This window comes from Microcoleus sp. Pol8_D6, from assembly GCF_036700965.1.
Lineage (GTDB): Bacteria > Cyanobacteriota > Cyanobacteriia > Cyanobacteriales > Microcoleaceae > Microcoleus.
On the sequence record NZ_JAUBPW010000041.1, the window covers coordinates 35,587 to 59,238 of the forward strand.

The window sequence follows — 23,652 nt, forward strand, 5'->3', positions numbered from 1 at the left end:
GATTTATTGAAATGTGTAAAATTCTAACATCCGTTTGATTTTTGGCAACTGTTTTTCAGATTTCCCAAAAGCCAGCTAGATACAATTGTTAACAGCCTATTCAGGTTTGAGGACAAGTGTCAAGCGATTTTCTTTCACCCGATCGCCACATTAACCCCCCCAGCTCACAGAGGCAATCCGAGCCACAGCTCCTACTTCTGAAGCGCCAGTAATGGCAGAGTCGATCGCCCCACTCAAACTTTCTTGCTCAGTCGTCAAACTCAGGGCAGTAATATTTAGGAGCCAGAGCGTTAAGTGCATCAACTTCAGCATTGCCTTGAGGTTGCAGCAAGTCGATCGACATTCCCGCACTCAGGGCATTACATATCCCGCGCGCACGTTGGATAGCGGCTTGGGGATTTCGCTGAACGCGAGACACGGCATCGGATGAGGCTGAATTGAGCCGTTTGCTCAACGATCGTTGGTAACTATTAAGAAAGTCTTGGTCATTGGGCTGTAAAGCGATCGGGCTGCCTCTATCACTACTTCCACAAAGCTTACCTAAGTCGATCGTTCGACCATCACTCGTCTGTATATAGCAAACATAATCAACGGGTATTTGAGCGACTGAATCTCTAGATTGAGATAAATCAACGCCAAAGGCGATCGACATCATTACCAGAGTATAAAACACTCGTTTCGACTGGCGGACATATTGCACGACTATTTAAACTCCCACAAACCGTTAAACTTTCATCAGCTTATAGAGAACCCACACCGGATGTTGCCACAATCCGGCGTGATTCAATTCTGCATAGTGCGAACATAAGAGCGTTTTACAGGCAAATAAAATGCTCGCACTATAAGGCAATAATGTTATGCTCCTCGTTGAGACTTCCAAGGGCCCCAAATGGCAAACGTGATGCCTGGGGTTTGCATATTAACGAACAAAGTTTGACCATCTGGCGAGAAGCACGCTCCCGCAAACTCCCGATCGTTGAGAGCATTTTTTGCCAGACGATACAGTTCCCCGTTGGGAGTTACGCCCACCACGAACTGCTCATCATTACCATCTTCGCAAATAATCAGATCGCCATGAGGTGCCACAACAATGTTGTCAGGACCATCGAGTTCGTCAGCCGATTTAGCCTCAACAAAAAGTTCGATCGTATCTCGATCGGGAAGATACCGCCAAACCTGACCAAATCCGTTGGGTCTGCCATTAGCATCAACAGAGCCACCGTTTGTACAACAGAAATAAACTTCACGATTGCCGTACCAGATGCCTTCCCCACGAGCAAACTGGGCAGCACCTTTACCGAAACCTTCGACCCGTACCGTATCCGTAGCAGGGTCAGGATTGTCAATTGTCACCCATTCCACCGGTATCGGTTGGCCCTTGGGAAAGCCTGCAAAAGTCTTTGCTTGAGGCATATTCTTAATCTTCAGCGCTTGCAGAGTGCCCCCAGCGCTTAAATTATTCGGTTGAGATGGGATAAAGCGATAGAAAAGGCTATCTCTTTGGTCTTCAGTCTCGTAGACAATTCCGGTTTTGGGGTCGATCGCCACCGCTTCATGGTTAAACCGCCCCATCGCAACTAAAGGTACGGGATTCACCGGCACCTTTGCCTCAGCCGGAACTTCAAAGTTGTAGCCGTGAGATTTCGAGACATTTGTGGCATTGCCAGGTCTATTAGTCGCCACAGTCGAGGTATTCTCCTCGCAAGTAATCCAAGAACCCCAGGGAGTCGGGCCGCCCGCACAATTTCGATAGGTGCCACTAAGCGAAGCGTAGTGGTTGACGAGCTGACGATTGGGTCCAACCTGTAGTGTTGTTGTCCCCCCTTTGCAAAGAGGATCGTAAGGATTGGGGCCCACAACTTGTGTTGTAGAATTCGGGCTCAGTTCGTGATTGCGAACCAGAATCACCGTGTTTTGGGGACCTGGGAAAGCCGCCATGCCATCGTGGCCACCGGGAACAGGGGAACCATCGTTCATCATTTCGCCGGTTCGTGAAAAAGCCCGATACTGAAACCCACGGGGTAAATCTAACAATCCATTCGGATCAGCTACGAGGGGCCCATACCCTCCCCCAAATACTGATTGACCATTCGCCTTTCTGGCATAAAGCGCTTCTAGGGGAGACATCATCAAAGTGCCAGCAGCACTCGCTCCTGCCAAGGTAAAAAACTTTCGTCGTGATAGTTGCATCAGCTTTTCCGGTGAATTAAACAAAGCATACTAAACTTGCACCAAGACCAAGATAAGGTTGGTTTAACTTCTCGTTAAGGTTGTTTCATAGTTGTTCAATGTCAATCCCAGTGGCTTGTAATTGAGCCGCTAACCTGGCTGTTCGTTGCTCTATCTTTTTAGCCTGTTTTAGTAGGGAATTCTAGGTGGATAGTAAGTTAATCGGCTTTCTCTCAAGAGGTTTTTATAAAGGAGTGTAGGTCTATTAATTTGTCAAAAATTAGGAGAAGTCACTAAAGTTGATCAGCCTTGTGTTACCACAGTTGTTTTTTTTACTTTATATCTTTATTTTTTAACAGCTAGTATTTGGGTACTATTTACCCCAATACTAGCTGTGTCACATTCTACACAACGGAGCTGACTTCAAGTATTTCTACAAAAATTGCCTATTAAAATATAGCAATCCTAAATCATTCATATCAATTTGTAGGGGTAGTGCTAAGAGTGCCTACCCCCTATCTATCGGGGCAACCGGGCGTGGGATTGCCCCTAGAATAATTACGCAAATCATTTAAAATTGCTATAGCGGTTGGCAATTGGATAAAGTACACCCGAAACGAGGAGCTTAAGCTGTTACGCATTTAAATTGGAAATTTGGGACAGGCTAGAAGCCCGTCCCACAAAAGTTTTATTGATTTTTGACACACAGTTTAAATGTAGAACAGCTTATTATTTTCTGTTTTTTTACCGAAGCAAGCTGCACACAAGTAGTCGGGAAGAACGCTAATTTTAGCAAAGTTCCTACTTTTCAAGTTGGCGTTGTGGCCAGAGGCTCGTCACAGGCCAAAATCTCGCTTCGGCAGCAGGTGTCGGTCACAAAATGGTAGAATTGATCAAAAATAAGTAGATCAAAAAAAATATCACACTGAGAGACCAGGTTTCTTACACCACACCTTCGCGCCTAAGTCAAAATGCTCTAAGAAACTAGCTTGGGTTGAGGCACTCGTACCCAACGCCATCAATTTTAGATTTGAGATTTTTTCTCCCATCTAAAATAGCCAATCTAAAATATTTTGTTGGTTTCGCTCCACTAGGGTTCAACCTACAACGTATGATTAAAAAAACCAGGTTTATGGATACCTGATTTCTACCTGTTTTTGATTCGGTTAACCGTACTTTACTACTCACTTGATTGGAGAACATTACTGTCATTTTTTCGTCTGTGATGTCAATAAAGTCGCGCTCGCTATACGAGAATAAATTACTGAGTTATGGGAGGTTTTAGTGAGTTTTATTTATTTCCAGCCGTCAAAAAAAGTATAATTTTGGAGTGCTGATGTAGGCAGGCATCAAGATATTGATTGCCCCGTAAAACAGCGAAATAAACTGAGAAGTGGTGCTGATTATTACCATAGCGAAACGAATAAGCTATTAGGGCATAATGTTGTGAAAGATGGAACAGGGTATGGAACTAAATTTACAGAAATTTTATAGCGCCTGCAATCCGAGCTACACCCTGGCAGTAGCAAATCAACAAGACCGACAATACTATATCGATTTCTCATCAGTGCGGGGCGGCACAATCGTCGAACAATTGGAGCGGACCATCAGCCGTCTCTCCCCCGATGCACCTACCTGTCAATTATTCACCGGTCACATCGGCTCTGGTAAATCAACTGAATTGCTGCGACTGCAAGCTCAATTGCAGCAACAAGAATTTCATGTTGTTTACTTTGAGTCGAGTAAAGACTTAGACATGGCAGATGTAGATATCACTGATATTTTGTTGAGCGTTGCTCGTCAGGTGAGCGAAAGCATTGAGAAAATGAAAATCAAGCTGCAGCCGACGGGTTTTAAAGCTTTGCTCAAAGGGATTGCTGATGTTTTTCAAACTCAAATAGACTTGAGCGCGGAAGCTAATGTTCCGGGTTTTGGGGAAATAAATGCCAGCACGGAGGGAGAATTTTCTCTGGCGTTGGGAATTGGCAAAATTACTGCTAAGGCGAAAGATGCTCCGAATCTGCGATCGGAGTTGAGGCAATATTTGGAGCCGCGAACTAACGTAATTTTAGATGCGCTTAATAAGGAGTTGCTGGAGCCGGCTAATCAAGAACTCAAACGCCAAGGGAAACAAGGACTTGTAGTAATTATCGACAATCTCGATCGCATACACCTGTGCGCGAAACCGACGGGGCGGCTGCAGCCGGAATACTTGTTTGTCGATCGCGGCGAACAGTTGGCAAGACTAAATTGCCACGTCGTGTATACAATTCCTTTGGTGCTGATTTTCTCTAACGATTTGGGCCAGTTGACTAATCGCTTTGGGGTAGATCCGAAGGTTTTGCCGATGGTGCCGGTGCAGTTGAGCGACGGTTCTGAGTGCTCTGAGGGTGTGGAATTGCTGCGACAGATGGTTCTGGCGCGGGCTTTTCCCACGGTGCATCCTTCGCAGCGCTATGCTTTGGTAGGCAAAGTTTTCGACTCTGCCGAAACTCTCGATCGCCTGTGTCGAGTCAGCGGTGGTCATGTCCGCAATTTGCTGCAACTGCTGTATAGCTGTCTGCAGAAACAAGACCCTCCTCTGTCGCGGGAAACTTTGGAAAATGTGATCATCCAGCGCCGCCACCAGCTTACTTTGGCGATCGAACCTGATGAGTGGAAATTACTGCGCCAAGTATCCGCTACCAAAACTGTGAACGGGGAAACTAAATACCAAATCTTGCTGCGTAGTCTCTGGGTGTTTGAATACCGTTACGGCGAGGATTATTGGTTTGATGTCAATCCGATTTTGGCTGACGCCAAAGAGTTTCGGCAAACAGTTGACAGTTGACGGTTGAAAGTTGACAGTTGACGGTTGACTGTTACTCGGCGAGGAAAATCGCTTCTGAACCCACGAAGTTCTCTCCTAGCCGACTCAAGAATAAGGGCCCAAGGGTAGTAGGATCTGGTATGAAAACTAACAAAACTCAACCGTTAACAGTCAACAGTCAACAGTCAACTAACAAAAATGATTAAAGGCACTACTAAACTGTTGGGAGTAATTGGTCATCCCGTCGAACATTCTCTGTCGCCGGCGATGCACAATGCTGCTATTTCCCAATTGGGAGTCGATTTTGTTTACCTGCCGTTTCCGGTAAAACCAGGGGATTTAAAAGCTGCTCTTGCAGGATTTGCGGCGATCGGCGTTCGGGGATTTAGCATTACGATTCCGCACAAACAAGCAATCTTACCACTGCTGTCGGAAGTTTCCCCGATCGCCCGATCGATCGGCGCAGTCAATACCGTATACTTGACTGACAAAGGTTGGTGTGGGACAAATACTGACGTTGAAGGCTTTCTCGCCCCGCTGCAAACCCCCCCAACCCCCCCTTACCAAGGGGGGGCTAAAGACGCGATTTCTTCCTTAGAAAGGGGCAATACGGGTGTTGAATCCTGTCCCCCCCCTTACCAAGGGGCGGCTAGGGGGGGTTCCGATTGGAGTCAGAAAGTAGCGGTAATTTTGGGGAATGGCGGGGCGGCGAGAGCTGTTGTGGCTGGATGCGCTCAATTGGGATGTGCAGAGATTCACGTTGTCGGTCGTAGCGAACAAAATTTAGCGGAATTTCAGCAGAGTTGGGTCAATTCTCCGATGCCCGTGCAGAATTTGCAGGTGCATACTTGGGATAATTTGTCAATGTTAATCTCGCAGGCAGATTTGCTGGTGAACACGACGCCTGTGGGGATGTATCCGCAGGGGGAAAAGTCGCCGGTTGCGGATGGTGATCTCGATCGAATTTCAGCAGGTGCGATCGTCTATGATTTAATTTACACCCCTAATCCTACCCAATTTCTCAAAGATGCGAAGATTCGGGGAACGCGAGCTATTGACGGACTCGAAATGCTAGTTCAACAAGGAGCAGCCGCCTTAAAAATTTGGCTGGATAAAGAATCCGTCCCAGTCGATGTGATGCGCCAAGCCTTGCGACAGCATTTAGGTCTAGACTAATGCCATTTGTTCAAAAAGTAGCTGTAGTTTTCAGAATTCCTATAAGTAAGAATTTGAGGCTGAATTCGCGCTAAGCTGAGAATTAAAATATACTTTCCCCGCCATTTATGAAATTTCGAGCTATCAGCCTTTTTTTTGCTACTTGCCTAATCGGAATTTTTAGTTTGGTATACACTCCACCTGCTTGGGCTCTGACGCAGATTAAACTTTCCGACCTTTCTTATCGCGAATGTCCTGCCGAAATGGGAGAAGGAACAGTCACCAGTGGCAGTTCTATGGAAGCTACCTGCTTTTTGATTACTGGGAAAGCTGAAAATAGCACCGGCAAACCAGTTGTCAATGCCGATATTTTCGGCCGCATTTATGATGCCGATGACAATCCGGTGATGCAAAATCGCACTCGCTTGGGTTCTATAGAAGAAGTTCCTCCCGGAGTTAGCGATTTTCAGCTCAGAATTTCGGTTGCCGCCAATCAGAGAACACCTTTGAAGCTCAAGCAATTTAAAGCTACAGGTTTTACTGGCGTGGTTCGCCGTTAAGGAAACTCTTTGAGATTTAGGGTTGGCTGCCCGTGAAAGTGCGATGCTGTTTTAGATTTGAGATTTTCGATTTGAGATTGTTGAGTGGCTGGCAATTTCTCATTTCTCATGTACGATGAACTCCCCAGCTTTTCAACCGGGGAGTCTATCTAAAAATCTCAAATCTAAAATTTAGTTGCCGGCTGCTAGGTCTGCCAAACAATTTACGCTCGATGCTTAAAAACTTAAGCTTTTCAAACTACAAGGATGTTTGCAAGCTGGTCAAAAGACCGATCAAGAATTCCGAGCCGAACTGAAGTACAAAAAATGCAATCAGTGGCGAAAAGTCAATCCCTCCTAAGGGGGGGATAATCGATCGGAATAGATTCAGGTAAGGGTCTGTTAACTGACTCAAAATTGAAAAGGGGGGGTCGTACCAATTGATATTCGGGAACCAGCTTAATAGCACGCGACAAATCATTAGGGCTACATAGATTTGCAGAAATGTGGACAGCGTGGTTGCCAAAAGGCCTATGGAATAACTCATATATTCTCGTTGAAGTTTGAGTAAAGTTTACAGACACTTTAACTTAAAGTTTAGCATAGGTGGGGGAGAGGGGGAGCATCACGCTGTTTGCGGGCGGGCTAGAAGAGCAACTGCCCACAATAAAAATCACTGTTTGCTTCACAGACTCGAAAGGTCTGTGAAGCGAGAATGCTGCAAGATGTGAGTAGCCCGCATTGATGTGCCCGACTAATCTAAAATCTTAAATGGAGTTAGGAGTCTTGAGCGATCGATCCCTCGCTGCCCGGAGCCGGCGTGTTGCCGTTTACGTCTCCGAGTTGCAGCCGCACGTCATCTATTGCCTGATTTAGCTGGGCAATTTTATCTTCTAAACTCAGCCTTGCTACCTCCATGCCGTCGGCTTCGAGTTGGCTGGCTTTCCTCTGGCGGATTTTTCTGGTTTTTTCGTCTGAAGGTTCACTCAGCAAAGCTTCAGCAGCGCGTCGCGACAGCACCGCGCCCAAAACTGCACCCACCAAGCCGCCAACGGCAGCTCCAGCAATAAATCCCCCTGTAAAACCCTCTCGATTACTCATAGCTCAACTCAACTGCGCGATATTTCCTTGATTTGTTTATTTTGACATTCTCCGGGTGAGAAACCGGGAGATTGTTAGTTGTCAGGTAAGACGAGAATTCCGACTTCTTGGTGGAAGCGGATCATTTCCAAAGATCGCTCGCCATACAGGTCTTCAATGTGCTCCAAGCAGCAGTCGATCGCGAAATCGTTCAATTCAGTCGGCTCAACGCCGTACATTTCCTGAAACACCTCTGAGTCTACCCGACAAAAGCGCGGTCGATCGGCGTAGATTCCGCATTCTCGCGTCGCTCTGTCAAAATTGATACACCAACCATCCTCTCCGACTAAGCTCAAATAGAGCGCTAATTCGTCTTCAGATAAATACTCGTCTAAGTCTGGGCGCTCTGTTGGGTCGAGGTAACAACAAGCACCGCACTGCTTTACGCAACGCCAAGTAGCCATAGTTTGATTTTAGATTTTAGATTTTAGATTTTAGATTTTAGATTTTAGATTCGGAGCATTATGTGGAAAATGCCAAACTTTAGGAGATTGGGGCTCTTAAAGTATATCAATTGCCAGCGCCGGAGACGGAGATTCCGAAGGGGCGGTTCGATTTTAGATTTTAGATTTTAGATTGGGGGCACTTTCCGGGAAGGGGCATCAAGTCTCTGGTTTCCTGTGACTGGGAGGTCGATCGTAGTTTACATTTTGTTGAATTTTGTAAAGTTCCTTAAAAAATATGGTCGATCGCCCGGTAAAATCAGAAGCGGATTTTCTAATTCAACAATCTAGACTTAATCACTACAGTCAGGAGGACAAATGGACTTTATAACCGATCTTTTCAGTGGTCTGGGTGGTGTAGACTACCAACTCATTGTTCAGGTAGCTTTACTCGCAGCCGTCGTGCTTTCTGGCCCGATCGTGATTTTTCTCTTGGCAGCTAAAGGCGGCGACCTGTAATTATAGCACGCTAGGCGGCGATCGAGAGTTGGGAGTTTTGAGTTTTAAATTATTCAAAATTCACAACGCTCGATGGCCAATTTTCCCTGCTGCACGAGCTTTCCGCTCAAATACCGAGTTATCAAATACCCAGGGCGTGTTTAGCAGTTTGAATCAAATTCTCAAAAAAAGGTAGAGATACATCGACTTCTCTAGCATCTTTGCGGGAGTTACCTAACAAACCGATGTTTTGTCCGGGTGCAACAGCCAAAACTTGCCCTTGAGAGTTGCGAATTCTCAATTCCTCGATCGACCCGGCGGGAGATAGACTGCAAGAATAAGTGCGATCGCAATAATCAAACTCCACTTTTCCGAACTTCGGTGGCCTGGAAGTAGCAGCATTTGCCGGTAGCCGAACGCCCAACAATTCTAATTCAACCGATGTCTTGCCATTAAAACTATTTTCCCGCAATCGGTAAGCAATATCAACCCGCCGAGGTAAAGGAAAATATTCCCCCCAACGCCAAGCAATCGCCTTCACACTAGCCGATACATTTCCCTCTTGAGTTGCAGTTAGTTTAACGTGACCTCCTTTCCCCACAATTTTCTGTTCAGTTATGCAAACATTAGGCGTCCAAAAGACAGGAGCCTTATTTTCAATCCCACAAGGTTCCAGAGCATCAATTTGTCGGTAAAGGTCAAGATTAATCTCAGCCAAATCTGCTCGCACGTCAACTGAAACCAGCGGTTTTAGGTGTTCCGGCTGCAAACATTGATTAGCAAAAATTGACAGTTGAGTGCGGAATTGTTCGAGATTCTGGGCCGGCATCGAAAAACCGCCCGCCGCTTTGTGTCCGCCAAATTTAGTTAATAAATCAGCGCAAAAATTCAGCCCGTCAAATACATTAAACTCAGGAATTCCTCTCGCCGAACCCCTGATAATTTTATGGGCAACCTCCCCTACAGCCTCATCCTCAAAAGTACCAATAAACACAGGTACGCCGTAGCGTTCCACTAACCGAGAAGCCACAATCCCGATCACCCCGTGGTGCCAACCGGGTTGCACGACAACTAAAACTCGTTCTTGCTGCAAGTCGAGATCACTTTCCTCGCACCAAGCGATGGCTTCCTGCTCAATTTCCTGGCACAACTCCTGCCGGCGCTGATTAATTTGTTCGCACTGCATCGCGTTTTTGAGAGCCAATTCGCGATCGTCCGTAGTCAGCAACTCTATCACAATTTGAGGGTCAGCCAGCCGCCCGACAGCATTAATCCGGGGGCCAAGCCTAAAACCAATATCTTCAGGCTTTAACGTATTGCTAGCTGGGCTTTTTGAATTCAGAAGAGGTAAACTTTCCGCACTTCCCGGCTGCACTCCTGCCACCTGAATCAAAGCCTGAATACCCGCCAATTGCGAGTGAGGTAACAGCCGTAAACCACGCTTTACCCAGCGCCGATTAACTCCTGTTAAAGGTGCTAAATCCGCAATAGTTCCTAAAGTAAATAACTCCAGCAAGGGATTCACCAACCCGCCCACTTTCTGCATATCCTGAGCCAAAGTAATAGCCAAAACATAAGCAACACCTACGCCAGCCAAACCGCGATAGGGTGAAGATTCGGCGATTAATTTCGGGTTGAGAATAGCATCAGCCGGTGGCAGTTTGGGCGGCAAATCGTGGTGGTCTGTAATAATAACTTTGACACCGAGTTCTCGCGCTCTGGCAACCGGGCCGTAAGCTGCAATTCCGTTGTCAACCGTGAGAATGAGAGCGACACCTTCCGAGTGAAATTCTTCTACAATGCGATCGTTAATCCCATAACCTTCTCGCATCCGGCTGGGAATAGCATAATCCACATTCGCCCCCAGCAGCCTCAGAGCGCGTAACAACAAAGCCGTGCTCGTCATCCCGTCAGCATCGTAGTCACCGCAAATCGCAATTTTTTGCGCTCCCGAAATCGCCTCCCGCAACAATTTGACACTCGCCGCCAAATCTGGAAACTCATCCATTGGCGCGGGCAAAACCAGAGATTCCGGTTCGATAAACCCTTGCACTTCTTTCAGAGAATCGATGCCCCGGTTAATCAGTACCTGTGCCAGCAAGGGCGACAAACAGATTTCAGTGGCAAACTGTTCGGCTTGCTGTGTTTGAGGCGAATAAATTTGCCACCGTTGGTTTGGCAATCGGTGAAAATGCGGGGGTACAGATGTCGGTAGCTCTTGCACGGAAGCTGAGGTTTAAATATACATAGTTAATCTTACCTAATTAAGTGCATCCATCCATCAATTTTAGATTTTAGATTTTAGATTGATGAGTTTTTTGGGTAAAATCCAAAGGTTGTTTGTAGGAAAGCTTTTTTCGGAAGCTCTCACCGCACCCAAATAGGGATACAAGCCCCTGACAGCAGTCGTGGAGACCAAAAAATTTTAGACCAAAGTTCAAACGCCTCAGATTTATCTGTGGAGTCAATCTAAAATCTCGAATCTCAAATCGACTGGTGGGAGCCGAAGAAATAAGTGTAGCAGGCAGTTGTGCCGCCCGTGCTAGGACGGGGCTAATTTAATTTAATGAGGAGACTTGCATGAGTGTCGATCGACCACCTTGGTTTAAAATTGCATTACAGGTTCGGGGGTCTGTCATTCCCTCAATTTTGCCCCGCGTTTTGCTGTGTGGCGGCTTTGGAGTTCTTATTTCCTTGCTGCACTTTTTAAAGTGGCCGGTTTCCTTACCAATTTTGTCTAGTATTGTACCCAGTATTGTCCTGGGTCTACTGTTAGTTTTTAGGACAAATACAGCCTACGAAAGATTTTGGGACGGTCGAAAAATGTGGGGAACTTTAGTCAACAACGTCCGCAATTTGGCGCGCCAAATCTGGGTAGCAATCGAGGAAAAAGACCCGCAGGATATCGTAATCAAAAAGTCAGTCCTGCGCCTCTTACCTGCCTTTGCAGTAGCCCTGAAACTGCACTTGCGCCAAGAATTAGTAAATTCAGAATTGGAGCATTTGATGTCCCCATCGCAGTACCAAAAGCTCAAGTCGATGAACAATCCGCCCCTAGAGATTGCCTTTTGGATTGAGGATTACTTGCACGAACAGTACGAGGGCAATTGCGTTGATGTCTATCAGTTAACTGGTATGAAGGAGTTAATCAACTCTATGATAGATGTATTAGGCGGCTGCGAGCGAATTTTGAAGACCCCTATCCCTTTGGCTTACGCGATTCACCTGAAACAACTATTGTTGCTTTACTGTTTGGCACTGCCCTTTCAAATGGTAAACGAGGTGAGTTGGGGAACTGGCCCTGTTGTGGCTTTAATTAGTTTTACTTTGTTCGGGATTGAAGAAATCGGCATTGAAATAGAAAATCCCTTTGGACACGATGCCAATGATTTGCCTTTGGACAATATTTGTGCTGCCATGCAGCGCAATATCGACGATTTAATTTCTTTATCTCCTAGCGTTCACGAACACGTGAAAGATAAGTAGAGTCATTCGATTTTAGATTTTAGATTTTAGATTGGTACATAAAATCTAAAATCTAAAAGCTTCGGATTAATTTTTTTTAACAATAAACAGCATTAACCCAGCCCATACTAACAATACAGGCGTCAGCCAATCTCCCCACCGCACGTACAAAGTCCGAGTTCGCCGCTGATAAATAGTAACATCTCGGACTTCATAAGTATTAATTCCCGACTTCCAAATTGTCTCACCGTGAGGATTAACAAAAGCAGAGTAACCTGTATTAGTTGCGATAACTGCCCATCTATCCGTCTCAATTGCCCGCATCACATCTAAAGCGTGATGTTGAGCTAACATCGGCGGTTTGTAATGGGCATTGTTGGAAGCGGTAATCATAAATTCGCCTCCCATCGCCGCCTGATATCGGAAATTTTCAGCAAAGGCTGAATCGTAACAAATTCCGACAATGGCGCGGCCAAACGGCGTATCAAACAATTGTTTAGAATTACCGGGTACTAAATGAGCATCTAAGGGAGAAAGACGATTAATAATCCCGCCTAAGATTTCGTAAAAAGGGATATATTCACCTAAAGGTACGAGCTTTAGTTTATCGTAGCGACCGACAATTTCTCCAGTGCCATCGATCGCCAATAAGCTGTTAGTGATACTATTGTCTTGCTGGGCGAAGCCTCCCACCCAAGCCACAACGCCGCGTTCGAGAATAGCTTGGTAAAAAGAAAGAGTAGAACGCTGATACTCGTTTGTCCAGATAAAAGGCAAAGCTGTCTCTGGAATTAACACAGCATCGACTTTTCTGTCTGCTAACTGTTTGTATCCAGTGGTGTAACCTTCCAAAGCGCGCTGCCAACCCCCTGAATCAAACTTAATCTCGTTAGGAATGTTGCCTTGAATAATGCCAATTTTTAAAGCGGTTGCAGCTTCTTGATTCAAAGGGCGGTTGTACAAACTCCAGCCTGCAATATGGAAAATTAAACACAAAATTACAGGCAAAATATAAGCAATCCACTTCTGCCTTCTGCCTTCTGCCTTCTGCCTTCTGCCTTCAATAAAAGCTTCGGCGATTAAGCCATTTACTGCTACAATAGCGGCTGTTACTGCGCTGGGCCCGGAGAGTTGACCGAGGTGCAATATTGCTAAATTATGGGGGCTTTGCGTGTAAGATAGTGATGTCCACCACAGCGAACCTGTACTCCAAATACTTTCTAAGGCACACCACAAAGCTGTGCCAATTAAAACGCGAGTTAATGCTGAAACTTGAGCTTTACCCCCCCCAGCCCCCCCTTGTAAAGGGGGGGAGTTAAGAATAATAAGATCGGAGCTACCCCCCCCAGCCACCTCTGGTAAAGGCGGGGAGTTAAGAAGAACAATAGGATTTTTGCCTGGTAAAGTGAGGGAGTTGAGAATTACAAATAGCCACGCCCAAACGGAGACTAATGCGGCTCCCCACAGGGTGATGAATGCCCAGCAAAAAAGTGCGATCGCCAAACTCGGCCACCAAGGAACTCCCAACCAAGTCATCGGGTGAATTCCCATAATCCAAGATAAAGCTAATCCGTGATAGCCAATTCCCCAGAGTGAAGGAAGAAGGAAGTTCGGCAATGGATTATGTAACGGATGTAACGGATAGATGTTGAGGAAAGAAGGAAGAAAGAGAAATTTTTGTTTTTGTTCTTCTATTTTTGGCTTTTGATAACTGGCAACCAAAACCCACAGGGGAGCTAATGCTACCCAAGCCAATAGCCAAGCATTTACTGGTGCGGTTGTCAATGCCATCAAAATGCCGCTAAAAAATGCGATCGCCCAGGCTAATGTTTTGGATTTATGAACCACGAGTTTTTCAAATTTGTGCCTGTTAAATATCGCCACTTTGATGATTGCCAAAAATAATAATTCTTAATCAATATATCAGATCGATCGGGAAGAAGGAAGCTCGGAAACGCGCAGTGTATGGGATTTAAAGGATTTAACGAATTTAACAGAAAAAAATCTACAGCACTTCTCAATCTTGGTGAGGTATGCCCTATGCCCTATGCCCTATGCCCGCTTATCAAGCGTGTACCTCATGTTACTGAGAAAGGCTATATCAAATTCTAGTTGCCAAAACAAAAAGCGCCCCTATTTCTAGGAGCGCTTTTTGTTAATCAAAAGCTAAATTTAGCCGTTGATGGAAGGAGCAACCATTGCTACGGGAGTTGTTTCACCGGCGGCCAAGTCGAGGGGGAAGTTGTGAGCGTTGCGCTCGTGCATTACTTCCATACCCAAGTTAGCGCGGTTGATCACATCAGCCCAAGTGTTGATGACGCGACCTTGCGAGTCGATAACCGATTGGTTGAAGTTGAAACCGTTCAAGTTAAACGCCATCGTGGAAATACCCAAAGAGGTAAACCAGATACCGACAACTGGCCATGCACCTAACAAGAAGTGCAAAGAACGGCTGTTGTTAAAGCTCGCGTATTGGAAAATCAAACGACCGAAGTAGCCGTGGGCTGCAACGATGTTGTAGGTTTCTTCTTCTTGACCGAATTTGTAACCGTAGTTCAAAGATTCAGTTTCGGTTGTTTCACGAACCAAAGAAGATGTTACCAAGGAACCGTGCATGGCGGAGAACAGAGCACCGCCGAAGACACCAGCAACTCCCAACATATGGAAGGGGTGCATCAGGATATTGTGCTCAGCTTGGAACACGATCATGAAGTTGAATGTGCCGGAGATACCCAAGGGCATACCGTCAGAAAAGCTGCCTTGTCCGATCGGGTAAATCAAGAATACTGCGGTGGCTGCTGCAACTGGTGCAGAGTAAGCCACGCAGATCCAAGGACGCATACCTAAGCGGTAGGACAGTTCCCATTCACGACCCATGTAGCAGAAAATGCCAATCAGGAAGTGAAATACTACCAATTGGTAGGGGCCGCCGTTGTACAACCATTCATCAAGGGAAGCTGCTTCCCAGATGGGATAGAAGTGAAGCCCGATCGCATTCGATGAAGGAACAACAGCACCAGTAATGATGTTGTTGCCGTACATCAAGGAACCTGCAACTGGTTCGCGGATGCCGTCGATGTCCACTGGAGGAGCAGCGATGAAGGCGATGATGTAGCAGATGGTGGCGCTGAGCAAGGTGGGAATCATCAAGACGCCGAACCAACCGATGTAAATCCGGTTTTCAGTGCTTGTGACCCATTCACAAAAGCGTTCCCAAACGTTGCCGCTTTCGCGACGCTGTACGGTTGTTGTCATTTGGTTTATGATGGCTTAATTGAATTTTCAAGGTTCGTTGTGGGGATGCCCCACGCTTATATTAGTAACACCATTCACTAAAGTTTGCCAAGGAATTTCTGCTGACAATTTAAACATTTTACAAACTTTTACAAAAACTGGATTATTGGTAAATATTTGTAGTTTTTTACAAAGCAATATTACCCGCATAACAGGTTAAATATAGCGACCTGAAGAACTGCATCTATTAGCTGTAGATGGGTTCAGCAGTTTTAGCAAATTATTTTTGTTCAGATCGATTCTCTTTCTGTTTAAATATCTCTTAATTACGTCTCGGGTAAAGAATTTTTAATATTTATTCACATATACCCTGTGGATTCTGCGAGGGAAAATTTTTATCTGGAGAATAGTGCAAACCGGGTTTCTAGTGCGGGCTGCATTCTCAATAATCTCCAATCAACTGGGTTTATTGACGAAAAAAGAAACCCGGTTTCTGAGGCGCTTGGCAATAGAAATCAACCGGGTTTCTGAGGATGAGTCCGCAAGTTCGGGGTAAAAATTAGGATTTAGCCTGGGGGCCACTTCATCTGCCGACCGCCGAGAATGTGAAGGTGCATATGGTCTACAGTTTGGCCGCCGTCGCTGCCGCTATTAATGACGACGCGATAGCCGTTGCTAAGTCCGAGTTGTTCTGCTACCCGTTTGACAGTCAGCAGCAGATGTCCCATGAGAGCATGATCTTCTGACTCGGCATCGGCTAATTTGGCAATAGGCTGTTTGGGAATGACGAGAATGTGGACGGGTGCTTGCGGATGGATATCTCGGAACGCGAGGGCCAAGTCGTCTTCATAAACGATGTCTGCGGGAATCTCTTTGCGGATGATTTTGCTGAAAAGCGTTTCTTGAGTTGTCATGAGTGTTAACGAAGTTCGGCAACGGATTGTGTAACGGAGGTAACGGATGTCGGGAAGAGGGAAGAGGGAAGACTCAGCAGGAGAGAGGGAAGAGGAGAAAAAGAAGAGGCAAGGAAAAGTTTTTCTTGCCTCTCCCGATATTCATTAGTCATTGTTAATCATAATAGATGATGAATCAAGGACAGGCAAATTAAGGATAAAGAAAAATGCTTGCTAGGGTTTGGAGTGCATCGATCGTTGGAATTGACGCGGTAAAGGTGGGTGTTGAGGCTGATGTGTCAGGGGGGCTACCGAAAATTGTGGTTGTGGGATTGCCCGATTCTGCGGTGCAAGAAGCTAAAGAAAGGGTTAAGGCTACGCTAAAAAATTCGGGATATGGTTTTCCGATGCGGAGTATTGTGATTAATTTGACACCGGCAGATTTGCGGAAGGAAGGGCCGAGTTTTGATTTGCCGATCGCCATTGGCATTTTAGCAGCATCGGAACAAGTCAGCGCTGAACTTTTGGGAGATTATTTGTTTTTAGGGGAACTTTCTTTAGATGGGAGTTTGCGGCCTGTGGCTGGGGTTTTGCCGATCGCCGCTGCTGCTCAAAAAATGGGTATTTCAGGATTAGTTGTACCGGCTGGTAACGCGCAGGAAGCGGCTTTGGTACACGGAATATCTGTTTATGGTTTTGAGAATATTTTTGCAGTTACTGATTTTTTGAACAATCCTCAAGTTTATTCGCCTGTAGAAGTAAACGGTCGAGAAGAGTTAGCAAAAACGCGGTTTCCAGGTCTAGATTTAAAGGATGTAAAGGGGCAAATTCACGCGCGGCGGGCTTTGGAAATTGCGGCGGCGGGGGGACACAATTTAATTTTTGTGGGGCCCCCAGGGAGCGGTAAGACGATGTTGGCGAGGCGTTTGCCGGGTATTTTGCCGCCGCTGACTTTTGATGAAGCTTTGGATGTAACTCAGATTCATTCGGTGGCGGGGTTGTTGAAGGATAAGGGAAGCTTGGTGGGCGATCGACCTTTTCGCAGTCCTCACCATTCGGCATCTGGGCCTTCTTTGGTAGGTGGCGGCAGTTTCCCGCGTCCGGGTGAAATTTCTTTAGCACATCGTGGCATACTTTTTCTGGATGAATTAACTGAGTTTAAAAGAGATGTTTTGGAGTTTTTGCGACAACCCCTGGAAGATGGTTATGTGACGATTTCTAGAACTAGACAATCGGTGATGTTTCCGGCTCAATTTACATTAGTGGCAAGTACGAATCCTTGCGCTTGCGGTTATTACGGCGATTCGATCCAACAGTGTACTTGTTCGCCGCAAAAGAGGGAGCAATATTGGGCAAAACTGTCGGGGCCTTTGATGGATCGGATTGATTTGCAAGTGGCCGTTAATCGTTTGAAACCGGAAGAAATTACGCGACAGCCGACGGGGGAAGAGTCGGAACCGGTGCGGGTGAGGGTGCAGCGGGCGCGAGAACTCGCTACTCGCCGTTTTCAGTCGGAATCTAGTTTGCGCTGTAATGCGGAGATGCAAAGCAGTCACATTAACAAATGGTGTCAGTTGGATGATGCTTCTCGGAATTTATTGGAGATGGCGATTCGGAAGTTGGGGCTTTCGGCAAGGGCGAGCGATCGCATTTTGAAGGTTGCTAGAACTATTGCTGATTTGTCGGGGGATGAAAGCTTGAAAACGAATCATGTGGCGGAGGCGGTGCAGTATCGGACGATCGATCGAATGCAGTAAACAGCCGCTCAAAAGACACAATCCCCCGATCCCCGACTTCTTAAAAAAGTTGGGGATCTAACAGTTGATTCGGCGATTTAAATTGCTTCTAAACATACGAAGTCACAGCAGAGGGGGACGAAGGGATTAAGGGGGTATTGAAGCTCGATTGATATTGTCCAATTATTTAATTGAGCAACTGAAACGCCCCCATGTTCCCATGTTTATTGTCTGATTTTTTGGTGCATGGTGTCAGGATAACTTGTGACACTTGTGTAAGTTCTGTTAGTGTTAGATTGGGATGCGACAGCAAACCAAGGCAGCAGTTAAAGTGGCGATCGAGGAAGCTTTAGGCCAACTGCCCGAAAGCTAATCAACTCAAGTGTATCAGCGCAAATATCAAGAGGTTTATCAGCAAGTTTAGGAATCTTATTCTGAGGCCGGACGCAGTATTTATACCACCGCAGTTTGATGCTGGTGTCAAGGACACCCACCCACAGCTTTTGTCAAAAATCCCTCATAATTTCATCAAAAATTCATCAAGTTTTTACCCACTTTTTATCATTTTTACTGTAATTTATGATACCGATCGCCCAAGTTGCCCGAATCTCCACAACGGCCGAATTTTTAATATTTAATTTCCCGCTCTCGCTCTCCCTCGCTCTCCCTCGCTCTTCCTCCCTCTTTCTCTTTCCCTCGCCCCCTCTCCCTGTTTCACCATAAAATTTGAAATTTTTGAGTGACGAATTATGGCACGATCGCAGCGCGTTTTGATACCATTCAATCAAGCGCAAGACTATCAGGGAATGCACTGGAGGTGTGTAAATGGAGCTTTTGGCAGAACAAAAACGGTGCTTGGATTGCTTGGTAAGCTCGATCGAGCAATTGGGAGGCAGAGTAGACATTCCAAAGCTGGAGCAGATAGCTGAGCTAATCATTCAAACGATGAGAGGGCCTTGGCGCTACTTTCACACGTCGGAACACATTTTTGAGGTCGGGGGGTCAGTCGATCCGATCGAGGTGCTGGCTGCGCTGTTTCACGACCTCGTGTACGTGCAAGTGGATCAGGGCGTTAGTTTCAATATTAGCAGTGCCCTTTGTCCTTTTGTCAAAGAGGTGCGATCGCAGTTAGTTATTAGAGATGAAACCGAACTGCCCGATGATGCCATGTATCAGCTAGTGGCCTCAGTGTTTGGGTTTATTCCCGGCAAGACTCTCTCTCCGTTTGGCGGCCAAAACGAATTTTTGAGTGCCGTTATTGCTGCCAAATCTTTGGAGCCTTTTTTGCCAGCTAGTACGATCGCTGAGATAACAGCTTGCATCGAAGCTACTATTCCTTTTCGTCCGGTTGCGCCCAGCGGTTTGAGCGCGATCGAACTTTTGCACGAGCGTTTGGTAAGTATAAATTGCGATTTTAACTTGGGATGGAACCCTGCAGAAATTGTAGAACTTGTCAAGCGTGCTGTCAGGTTAGCAAATAGAGATGTCGAGAATTTTGCCTCTCGAAATTCCTCTGATTTCTTAGACAATACCTGGAATTTGATGCCAGAAACCAACCACGAATTGACAAATGTTAATTCCTATACTGTTGCCGGATATCGCAGGTCTCTGCAAAAAATGGAAGGATTTTTGAACTTCCTCAAACCCGAACTGGTTTTCCAGCAGTTTATGCAAGAGCCGGACGATGAAACCTACGCTAACCTGGTTGCCAGAACTCGCAAAAATATCGAAGTTGCTAAACTTTATCTGGGGGTAAAGCTAATTACTATCGCCATTTTAGAAGCTCTTTCCTACCGTTTGGGGCGCGATATTCCGCTTTCAACTATGATGGGAGAATTGCGTACACCAGGATTTAAAACCTCGGTTTTGGAAGATTACTTGCCCAACAGACAGAGCGCTTACCCTTTAGACAGTCAGTTGCAAAGAGAAGTGTTAGACCTGCTAGAAATAGGACGCAATCAAGAATCGCGCTATGATATTAAAAACTCCCCCGTTTCTACGTTTATTATCAAATCTATCGGCTTTGCTGAAACAGAAAACTTTTTGAAGAAAGCTCAAGAGTTTTTTGCAGATCCTACTTCCTCGGAAGAGTTTCTCTCTTACTGCGCTCCCGATGTCATCGAGACCATCTCCTCCGGCGTGATGAAACTCTTTGATAGCAGAAAGACGGCTTTAGGGAAAGTTAAATTAGTTCACCAAACAGTTTCTTAGGATAGGTTGGCATAATCTTAAAACGTTTTCCATCGCAGAAACCTGGTGTCTTGAGTTCAGCCACAATGTCCGGTTAGTCTGAGATGTTGCACCATTCTCAATAAGGGGCTCTGGGGCCCGTTCCACAAAGAATGAGTTTTCTTGTGTGGAGTAGGGGTTGGATAGGAGAACCCGCAAAAAAAAGATTATTAAGAATGGTGCAATATCTCAGTTTAAACCATAAAAAAGTCCTCTTTAACTGAGATATTGCACTATTCTGAATTAGCATTTTATAAACAGACTTTCCGGCCTGTTCCACAAGAAAATCTACTCTTTGTGGAACAGGCCGGAAAGCCTGTTCTTTAGAATGGTGCCAGATATCAGCTTTAAAGGACTTTAGCTATGAGTCAGGGGTTTGTACCCCTGGCGGACTAATTCGGCATCAAATTTTTATTGCGGTGAACCAGCCGTACCCTCTGCGCCGGAGTTGCTATCAGGTACTGCCGTATCTCTAGGATTAGAATCGCTCTGGCTTTCGGTATTAGTTTTGCCGCTGGTACCTGCTCCAGAAGCACCATCATCTTGAGTTGGAGATGGAGTAGCTGAACTCTCAGGTGCTGGAGTTGGTGGAGTGGAATCTGGCTCCGTCTGCGAATTCGGAACCGTAGTATTGGTATTATTTGACGGCGAAGATGGAGACGGCGCTGCTTGTTGAGCGGGTGCATCTTGCTGCTGTGAATTTGGAATTGTAATATTGATATTGGGAGCCGGACTTGGTTGAGAAGTCGGAGTTGCGCTTTGAGCTGGACTTGGTTGAGGAGCAGGCGTAGCCTTTTGAACTGGAGATGGTTGAACCGGAACAACCTTTTCAATGATCGTTTTTTCTCTCTCTATAGTCCGAGTCGGAGCTGGTGTTACTGAAGGCTGATTCGCTTTCGGTACAACAATCACAGGAGCAGCGGTAGGAGTAGGAGCCTCCTCACCCCGATTGAAGTAATATACACTGCCGAGAACTAAGCCTACCAAAGAAGCAAGAAGAATTCCTAACAGTAACCCGCGACCGGCATTCTCGTTATCACGGACTTCTTGGACTCCAACTTGGCGGTGGTTTTCGGCCATTTCACCCTGTACATAACCTTGGTGATGAGCTGCTTCTTTAGAAGCCTTACCCGTTGTACTCGGAACATTTGTAGTGGTTCGCGTTGTACTGACGTGACCGTTAGTTGCATCTGTGTGAACTTCTTGATGAATTTCACGGCTAGAGCTATTTTCTTCGTTAGGTTTCATAATTATCTTAGCCACAATTATTCAAAAAATATTTGTCTCTAGGAGATTCTCAGGTTTGAAAACTTGAGCTAAGCTGTTGAGCAGTTAAATCACTTATTTTGATTTACTGTCAAGATTCAGGTGTAAGCGTTGGGTGTTTGGCTCGTACCAGTTTAAATGCTTAACAGCTTTCTGCTTAGGGAGTTTAGAGAACTGTTGGTTTCTCCTTCATCTGTATTAAATATAACTGGCCAAGGTATTAAGCAGGCTCTACCCTCAGAGTGATTGCCAGAGTCCCCAAAGGAATAGAATTAGCCGGACTTCAACAAAGAAGACCGGCTAAATGAGTTATTTATAATGCTTGCTCTGCAAGCATATAGCAATCGCAGGAGCCGTAAATTTTTGAACCCACGCCAATCCTCGCCGAAGTTGCGGAGAGGAAGTAATAAATTCACAAATGCTGCGAGGATTGTTATAGATAATTCATGACACCCTTACAAGTGGCAACTTTACCGTCGGAATGGGAAGACAATTCATCAGAGAAATCTGGAAACAAGAGAAGGGAGTAGTAAGAGTTACTAGCTTTCTATTCATCAAGCCACTTTATGCTTGAAATTTCTTTAAATCCGGTTAAATAGCCACAATTAAGTTTTTAGTAATCAAGGCAAGTTTTTTCTTCTCCATCAAGAGAGGATAGTCGTACTCACGACCAACAAGCTTTATTACGGGAAATTAACCGGACAGAAGCCTTACTAACAACTGAATTTTTTTTACTCGGTTCTTTCAATGATGATAGTCATGTGAGCAACTAATGCACCTATCGCTCCTACTGCTGCAATGACTGGAAACAAGGCCGCACCAATCACTCCACCGACTACTCCCACTGTCAGAGGAACTTCTACCAAGATCCGTCCCTCTTCATTTTTGATAATTATGCGTCGGATATTTCCTTCGTGAATCAGTTCTTTAACTTTAGCAACCAAATCGTCGCCGTTAATTTTCACCTCCTCGACGCTAACTTTTTGCTGAGTATAAGCAGGGGTTTCTAAAGGAGTCGTTTCAAAATTAACCTCAGTAACTTTTTGGGCAGAAACTTTTTCAGATACAGGTATTGATTCGAGTTCTCTTGTCCCGACAGGTTCTTGTTCGCGATCTGTAGGTGTGTCCATTTTTTGTTCTCCTTTTAGGTAAAAGTATTTTTGTATAGAATTATATTTAAATATAACACGCAACTTTTTTTGAATCAATCATTCTTTTGGGTGATCTTGGTGCTGCTGTCGTGATTTTATGAAGGTATGATGATGAAAATTCTCTCACTCTCTCGCTTCTGGGCTTATCCCATCTGTCCCTCTCTCCTTGTGCAGTTTAGTTAACTGTCTGCTTCTGGTCCTCGCGTCGCCCCACCCTTGAAAAACCTCCAATTCAGATAGCCAAAGGATGAGAGCGACTTTCACACTCTCACAGACTCAGACTCAACAGGTGTACCGATTGAAATAGTGACATTGTACTGAAAGTACGATCGTCCCGCCGTGTATACAATTACCACCTCTAGTTCGGGAAACCGCACATGGAAACCGTCGCTTACTTTCCTCAAATGTCATTTCAATTTAGCTCAGTGCGATCGCCCAACCAAACCCCACCCCCGGAGGTTCCTCAAATCAACATCTTAGAGTTTCTAATGAGAATCCCCACACGCAGATGTTATTATTTTGATGGCTGGCAATAAGCTTGCGCTGCACAAGTCTTGCGGGATGCCAGCCTCCCAGCGTCTCTCTATCAGGGATTGAAAAAAGGGCAGTCTTACACGCTGGTACTACCACACAAAACCCTATCAGGGATTAAAGAACGCCAGATGTAGTGTCAACACAGCTTCATTGCAACACTACATATAGTGTTTAAACCTCAATACTTCACCGTGAGCGGCAAAGATTTAACGCCCAATTCTGCGATCGATGCGAGCCGATCGCACAAACGGCGCCAACCAAATTGTCGAACCACTCCAATGCAGCCAGCAGTACCCGGCATATTGGCGTCAAAATGTATTCCCAACTCCGCGCGCATCCCGTGAATAGATACTACTGGGTCAGGCGTGATATGGAAAAACAGCCCTTCAACTCCGCGCGTGTCCAACCAATAACCCTCGGTTGGTATTTCGTACTCGCCGGCTGGAATCGG

The 23,652-nt window shown here is 45.7% G+C and carries 18 protein-coding genes and 1 pseudogene; 7 read left to right on the forward strand and 12 right to left on the reverse strand.

All coding sequences use genetic code 11. From position 1 onward, the window contains the following. Positions 1-247: 247 nt before the first annotated feature. Positions 248-700, reverse strand: a complete 453-nt coding sequence (locus QUA10_RS17365; RefSeq protein WP_333083667.1) for a DUF732 domain-containing protein — start codon at positions 698-700, stop codon at positions 248-250. A gap of 155 nt (positions 701-855) precedes the next feature. Further along, positions 856-2,190, reverse strand: a complete 1,335-nt coding sequence (locus QUA10_RS17370; RefSeq protein ID WP_333083666.1) for an alkaline phosphatase PhoX — start codon at positions 2,188-2,190, stop codon at positions 856-858. Positions 2,191-3,634: 1,444 nt separating this feature from the next. Between QUA10_RS17370 and QUA10_RS17375 the strand changes: the two genes are divergently transcribed. From QUA10_RS17375 to QUA10_RS17385, 3 genes are all read left to right on the forward strand, one after another. Continuing rightward, positions 3,635-4,999, forward strand: coding sequence for a P-loop NTPase fold protein (locus tag QUA10_RS17375; RefSeq protein ID WP_333083665.1), 1,365 nt, complete (start codon positions 3,635-3,637; stop codon positions 4,997-4,999). A gap of 177 nt (positions 5,000-5,176) precedes the next feature. After that, positions 5,177-6,154, forward strand: coding sequence for a shikimate dehydrogenase (locus tag QUA10_RS17380; RefSeq protein WP_333083662.1), 978 nt, complete (start codon positions 5,177-5,179; stop codon positions 6,152-6,154). A 107-nt stretch (positions 6,155-6,261) separates the two neighbouring features. Continuing rightward, positions 6,262-6,693 (forward strand): hypothetical protein, encoded by a 432-nt coding sequence (locus QUA10_RS17385; RefSeq protein ID WP_333083661.1) that lies wholly within the window; start codon positions 6,262-6,264, stop codon positions 6,691-6,693. 238 nt (positions 6,694-6,931) lie between these two features. On the opposite strand, the gene QUA10_RS17390 is transcribed toward QUA10_RS17385, so the two are convergent. The 3 genes from QUA10_RS17390 to QUA10_RS17400 all read right to left on the reverse strand — a co-directional run bounded on the left by QUA10_RS17390 (position 6,932) and on the right by QUA10_RS17400 (position 8,216). Then, on the reverse strand, positions 6,932-7,219 hold the full coding sequence (locus QUA10_RS17390; RefSeq protein WP_333083660.1) for a YggT family protein: 288 nt from the start codon (positions 7,217-7,219) through the stop codon (positions 6,932-6,934). A 230-nt stretch (positions 7,220-7,449) separates the two neighbouring features. Then, positions 7,450-7,773 carry a hypothetical protein gene (locus QUA10_RS17395; RefSeq protein WP_333083659.1) on the reverse strand — a complete coding sequence of 108 codons (324 nt, stop codon included), beginning with the start codon at positions 7,771-7,773 and terminating at the stop codon, positions 7,450-7,452. Between the two features lie 74 nt (positions 7,774-7,847). Next, positions 7,848-8,216 carry a YkgJ family cysteine cluster protein gene (locus QUA10_RS17400; protein WP_333083658.1) on the reverse strand — a complete coding sequence of 123 codons (369 nt, stop codon included), beginning with the start codon at positions 8,214-8,216 and terminating at the stop codon, positions 7,848-7,850. Positions 8,217-8,573: 357 nt separating this feature from the next. Between QUA10_RS17400 and psb30 the strand changes: the two genes are divergently transcribed. Next, the gene (gene psb30, locus QUA10_RS17405; RefSeq protein ID WP_015175616.1) at positions 8,574-8,714 is read left to right on the forward strand and encodes a photosystem II reaction center protein Ycf12/Psb30; all 141 of its coding nucleotides are present in this window, start codon (positions 8,574-8,576) and stop codon (positions 8,712-8,714) included. A 121-nt stretch (positions 8,715-8,835) separates the two neighbouring features. Here the strand turns inward: psb30 and recJ are convergent, their stop codons facing one another. Beyond that, on the reverse strand, positions 8,836-10,917 hold the full coding sequence (gene recJ / locus QUA10_RS17410; protein WP_333083656.1) for a single-stranded-DNA-specific exonuclease RecJ: 2,082 nt from the start codon (positions 10,915-10,917) through the stop codon (positions 8,836-8,838). A gap of 356 nt (positions 10,918-11,273) precedes the next feature. Between recJ and QUA10_RS17415 the strand changes: the two genes are divergently transcribed. Further along, positions 11,274-12,179, forward strand: coding sequence for a bestrophin family ion channel (locus QUA10_RS17415; protein WP_333083654.1), 906 nt, complete (start codon positions 11,274-11,276; stop codon positions 12,177-12,179). A 66-nt stretch (positions 12,180-12,245) separates the two neighbouring features. Here the strand turns inward: QUA10_RS17415 and lnt are convergent, their stop codons facing one another. From lnt to QUA10_RS17430, 3 genes are all read right to left on the reverse strand, one after another. After that, complete coding sequence (gene lnt, locus QUA10_RS17420; protein ID WP_333083713.1) at positions 12,246-14,042, reverse strand: apolipoprotein N-acyltransferase; 1,797 nt, start codon at positions 14,040-14,042, stop codon at positions 12,246-12,248. Positions 14,043-14,330: 288 nt separating this feature from the next. After that, the gene (gene psbA / locus QUA10_RS17425) at positions 14,331-15,413 is read right to left on the reverse strand and encodes a photosystem II q(b) protein (RefSeq protein WP_333083652.1); all 1,083 of its coding nucleotides are present in this window, start codon (positions 15,411-15,413) and stop codon (positions 14,331-14,333) included. 545 nt (positions 15,414-15,958) lie between these two features. Next, on the reverse strand, positions 15,959-16,306 hold the full coding sequence (locus tag QUA10_RS17430; protein WP_333083650.1) for a histidine triad nucleotide-binding protein: 348 nt from the start codon (positions 16,304-16,306) through the stop codon (positions 15,959-15,961). Positions 16,307-16,512: 206 nt separating this feature from the next. Here QUA10_RS17430 and QUA10_RS17435 point away from each other — a divergent pair, with 206 nt between their 5' ends. Continuing rightward, positions 16,513-18,042: a YifB family Mg chelatase-like AAA ATPase gene (locus tag QUA10_RS17435; protein WP_333083649.1), complete on the forward strand. Its 1,530-nt coding sequence runs from the start codon at positions 16,513-16,515 to the stop codon at positions 18,040-18,042. 804 nt (positions 18,043-18,846) lie between these two features. After that, a complete protein-coding gene (locus QUA10_RS17440; RefSeq protein ID WP_333083648.1) occupies positions 18,847-20,232 on the forward strand; it encodes a hypothetical protein in 1,386 nt (461 codons plus the stop codon). Between the two features lie 429 nt (positions 20,233-20,661). Here QUA10_RS17440 and QUA10_RS17445 read toward each other — a convergent pair whose 3' ends face one another. The 3 genes and pseudogenes from QUA10_RS17445 to QUA10_RS17455 form a co-directional block, all read right to left on the reverse strand. Next, a complete protein-coding gene (locus QUA10_RS17445) occupies positions 20,662-21,498 on the reverse strand; it encodes a hypothetical protein (RefSeq protein ID WP_333083647.1) in 837 nt (278 codons plus the stop codon). Positions 21,499-22,247: 749 nt separating this feature from the next. Then, positions 22,248-22,646: a DUF4342 domain-containing protein gene (locus QUA10_RS17450; RefSeq protein WP_015175606.1), complete on the reverse strand. Its 399-nt coding sequence runs from the start codon at positions 22,644-22,646 to the stop codon at positions 22,248-22,250. 733 nt (positions 22,647-23,379) lie between these two features. Continuing rightward, positions 23,380-23,652, reverse strand: a pseudogene (locus QUA10_RS17455) (hypothetical protein); the annotation flags it as partial.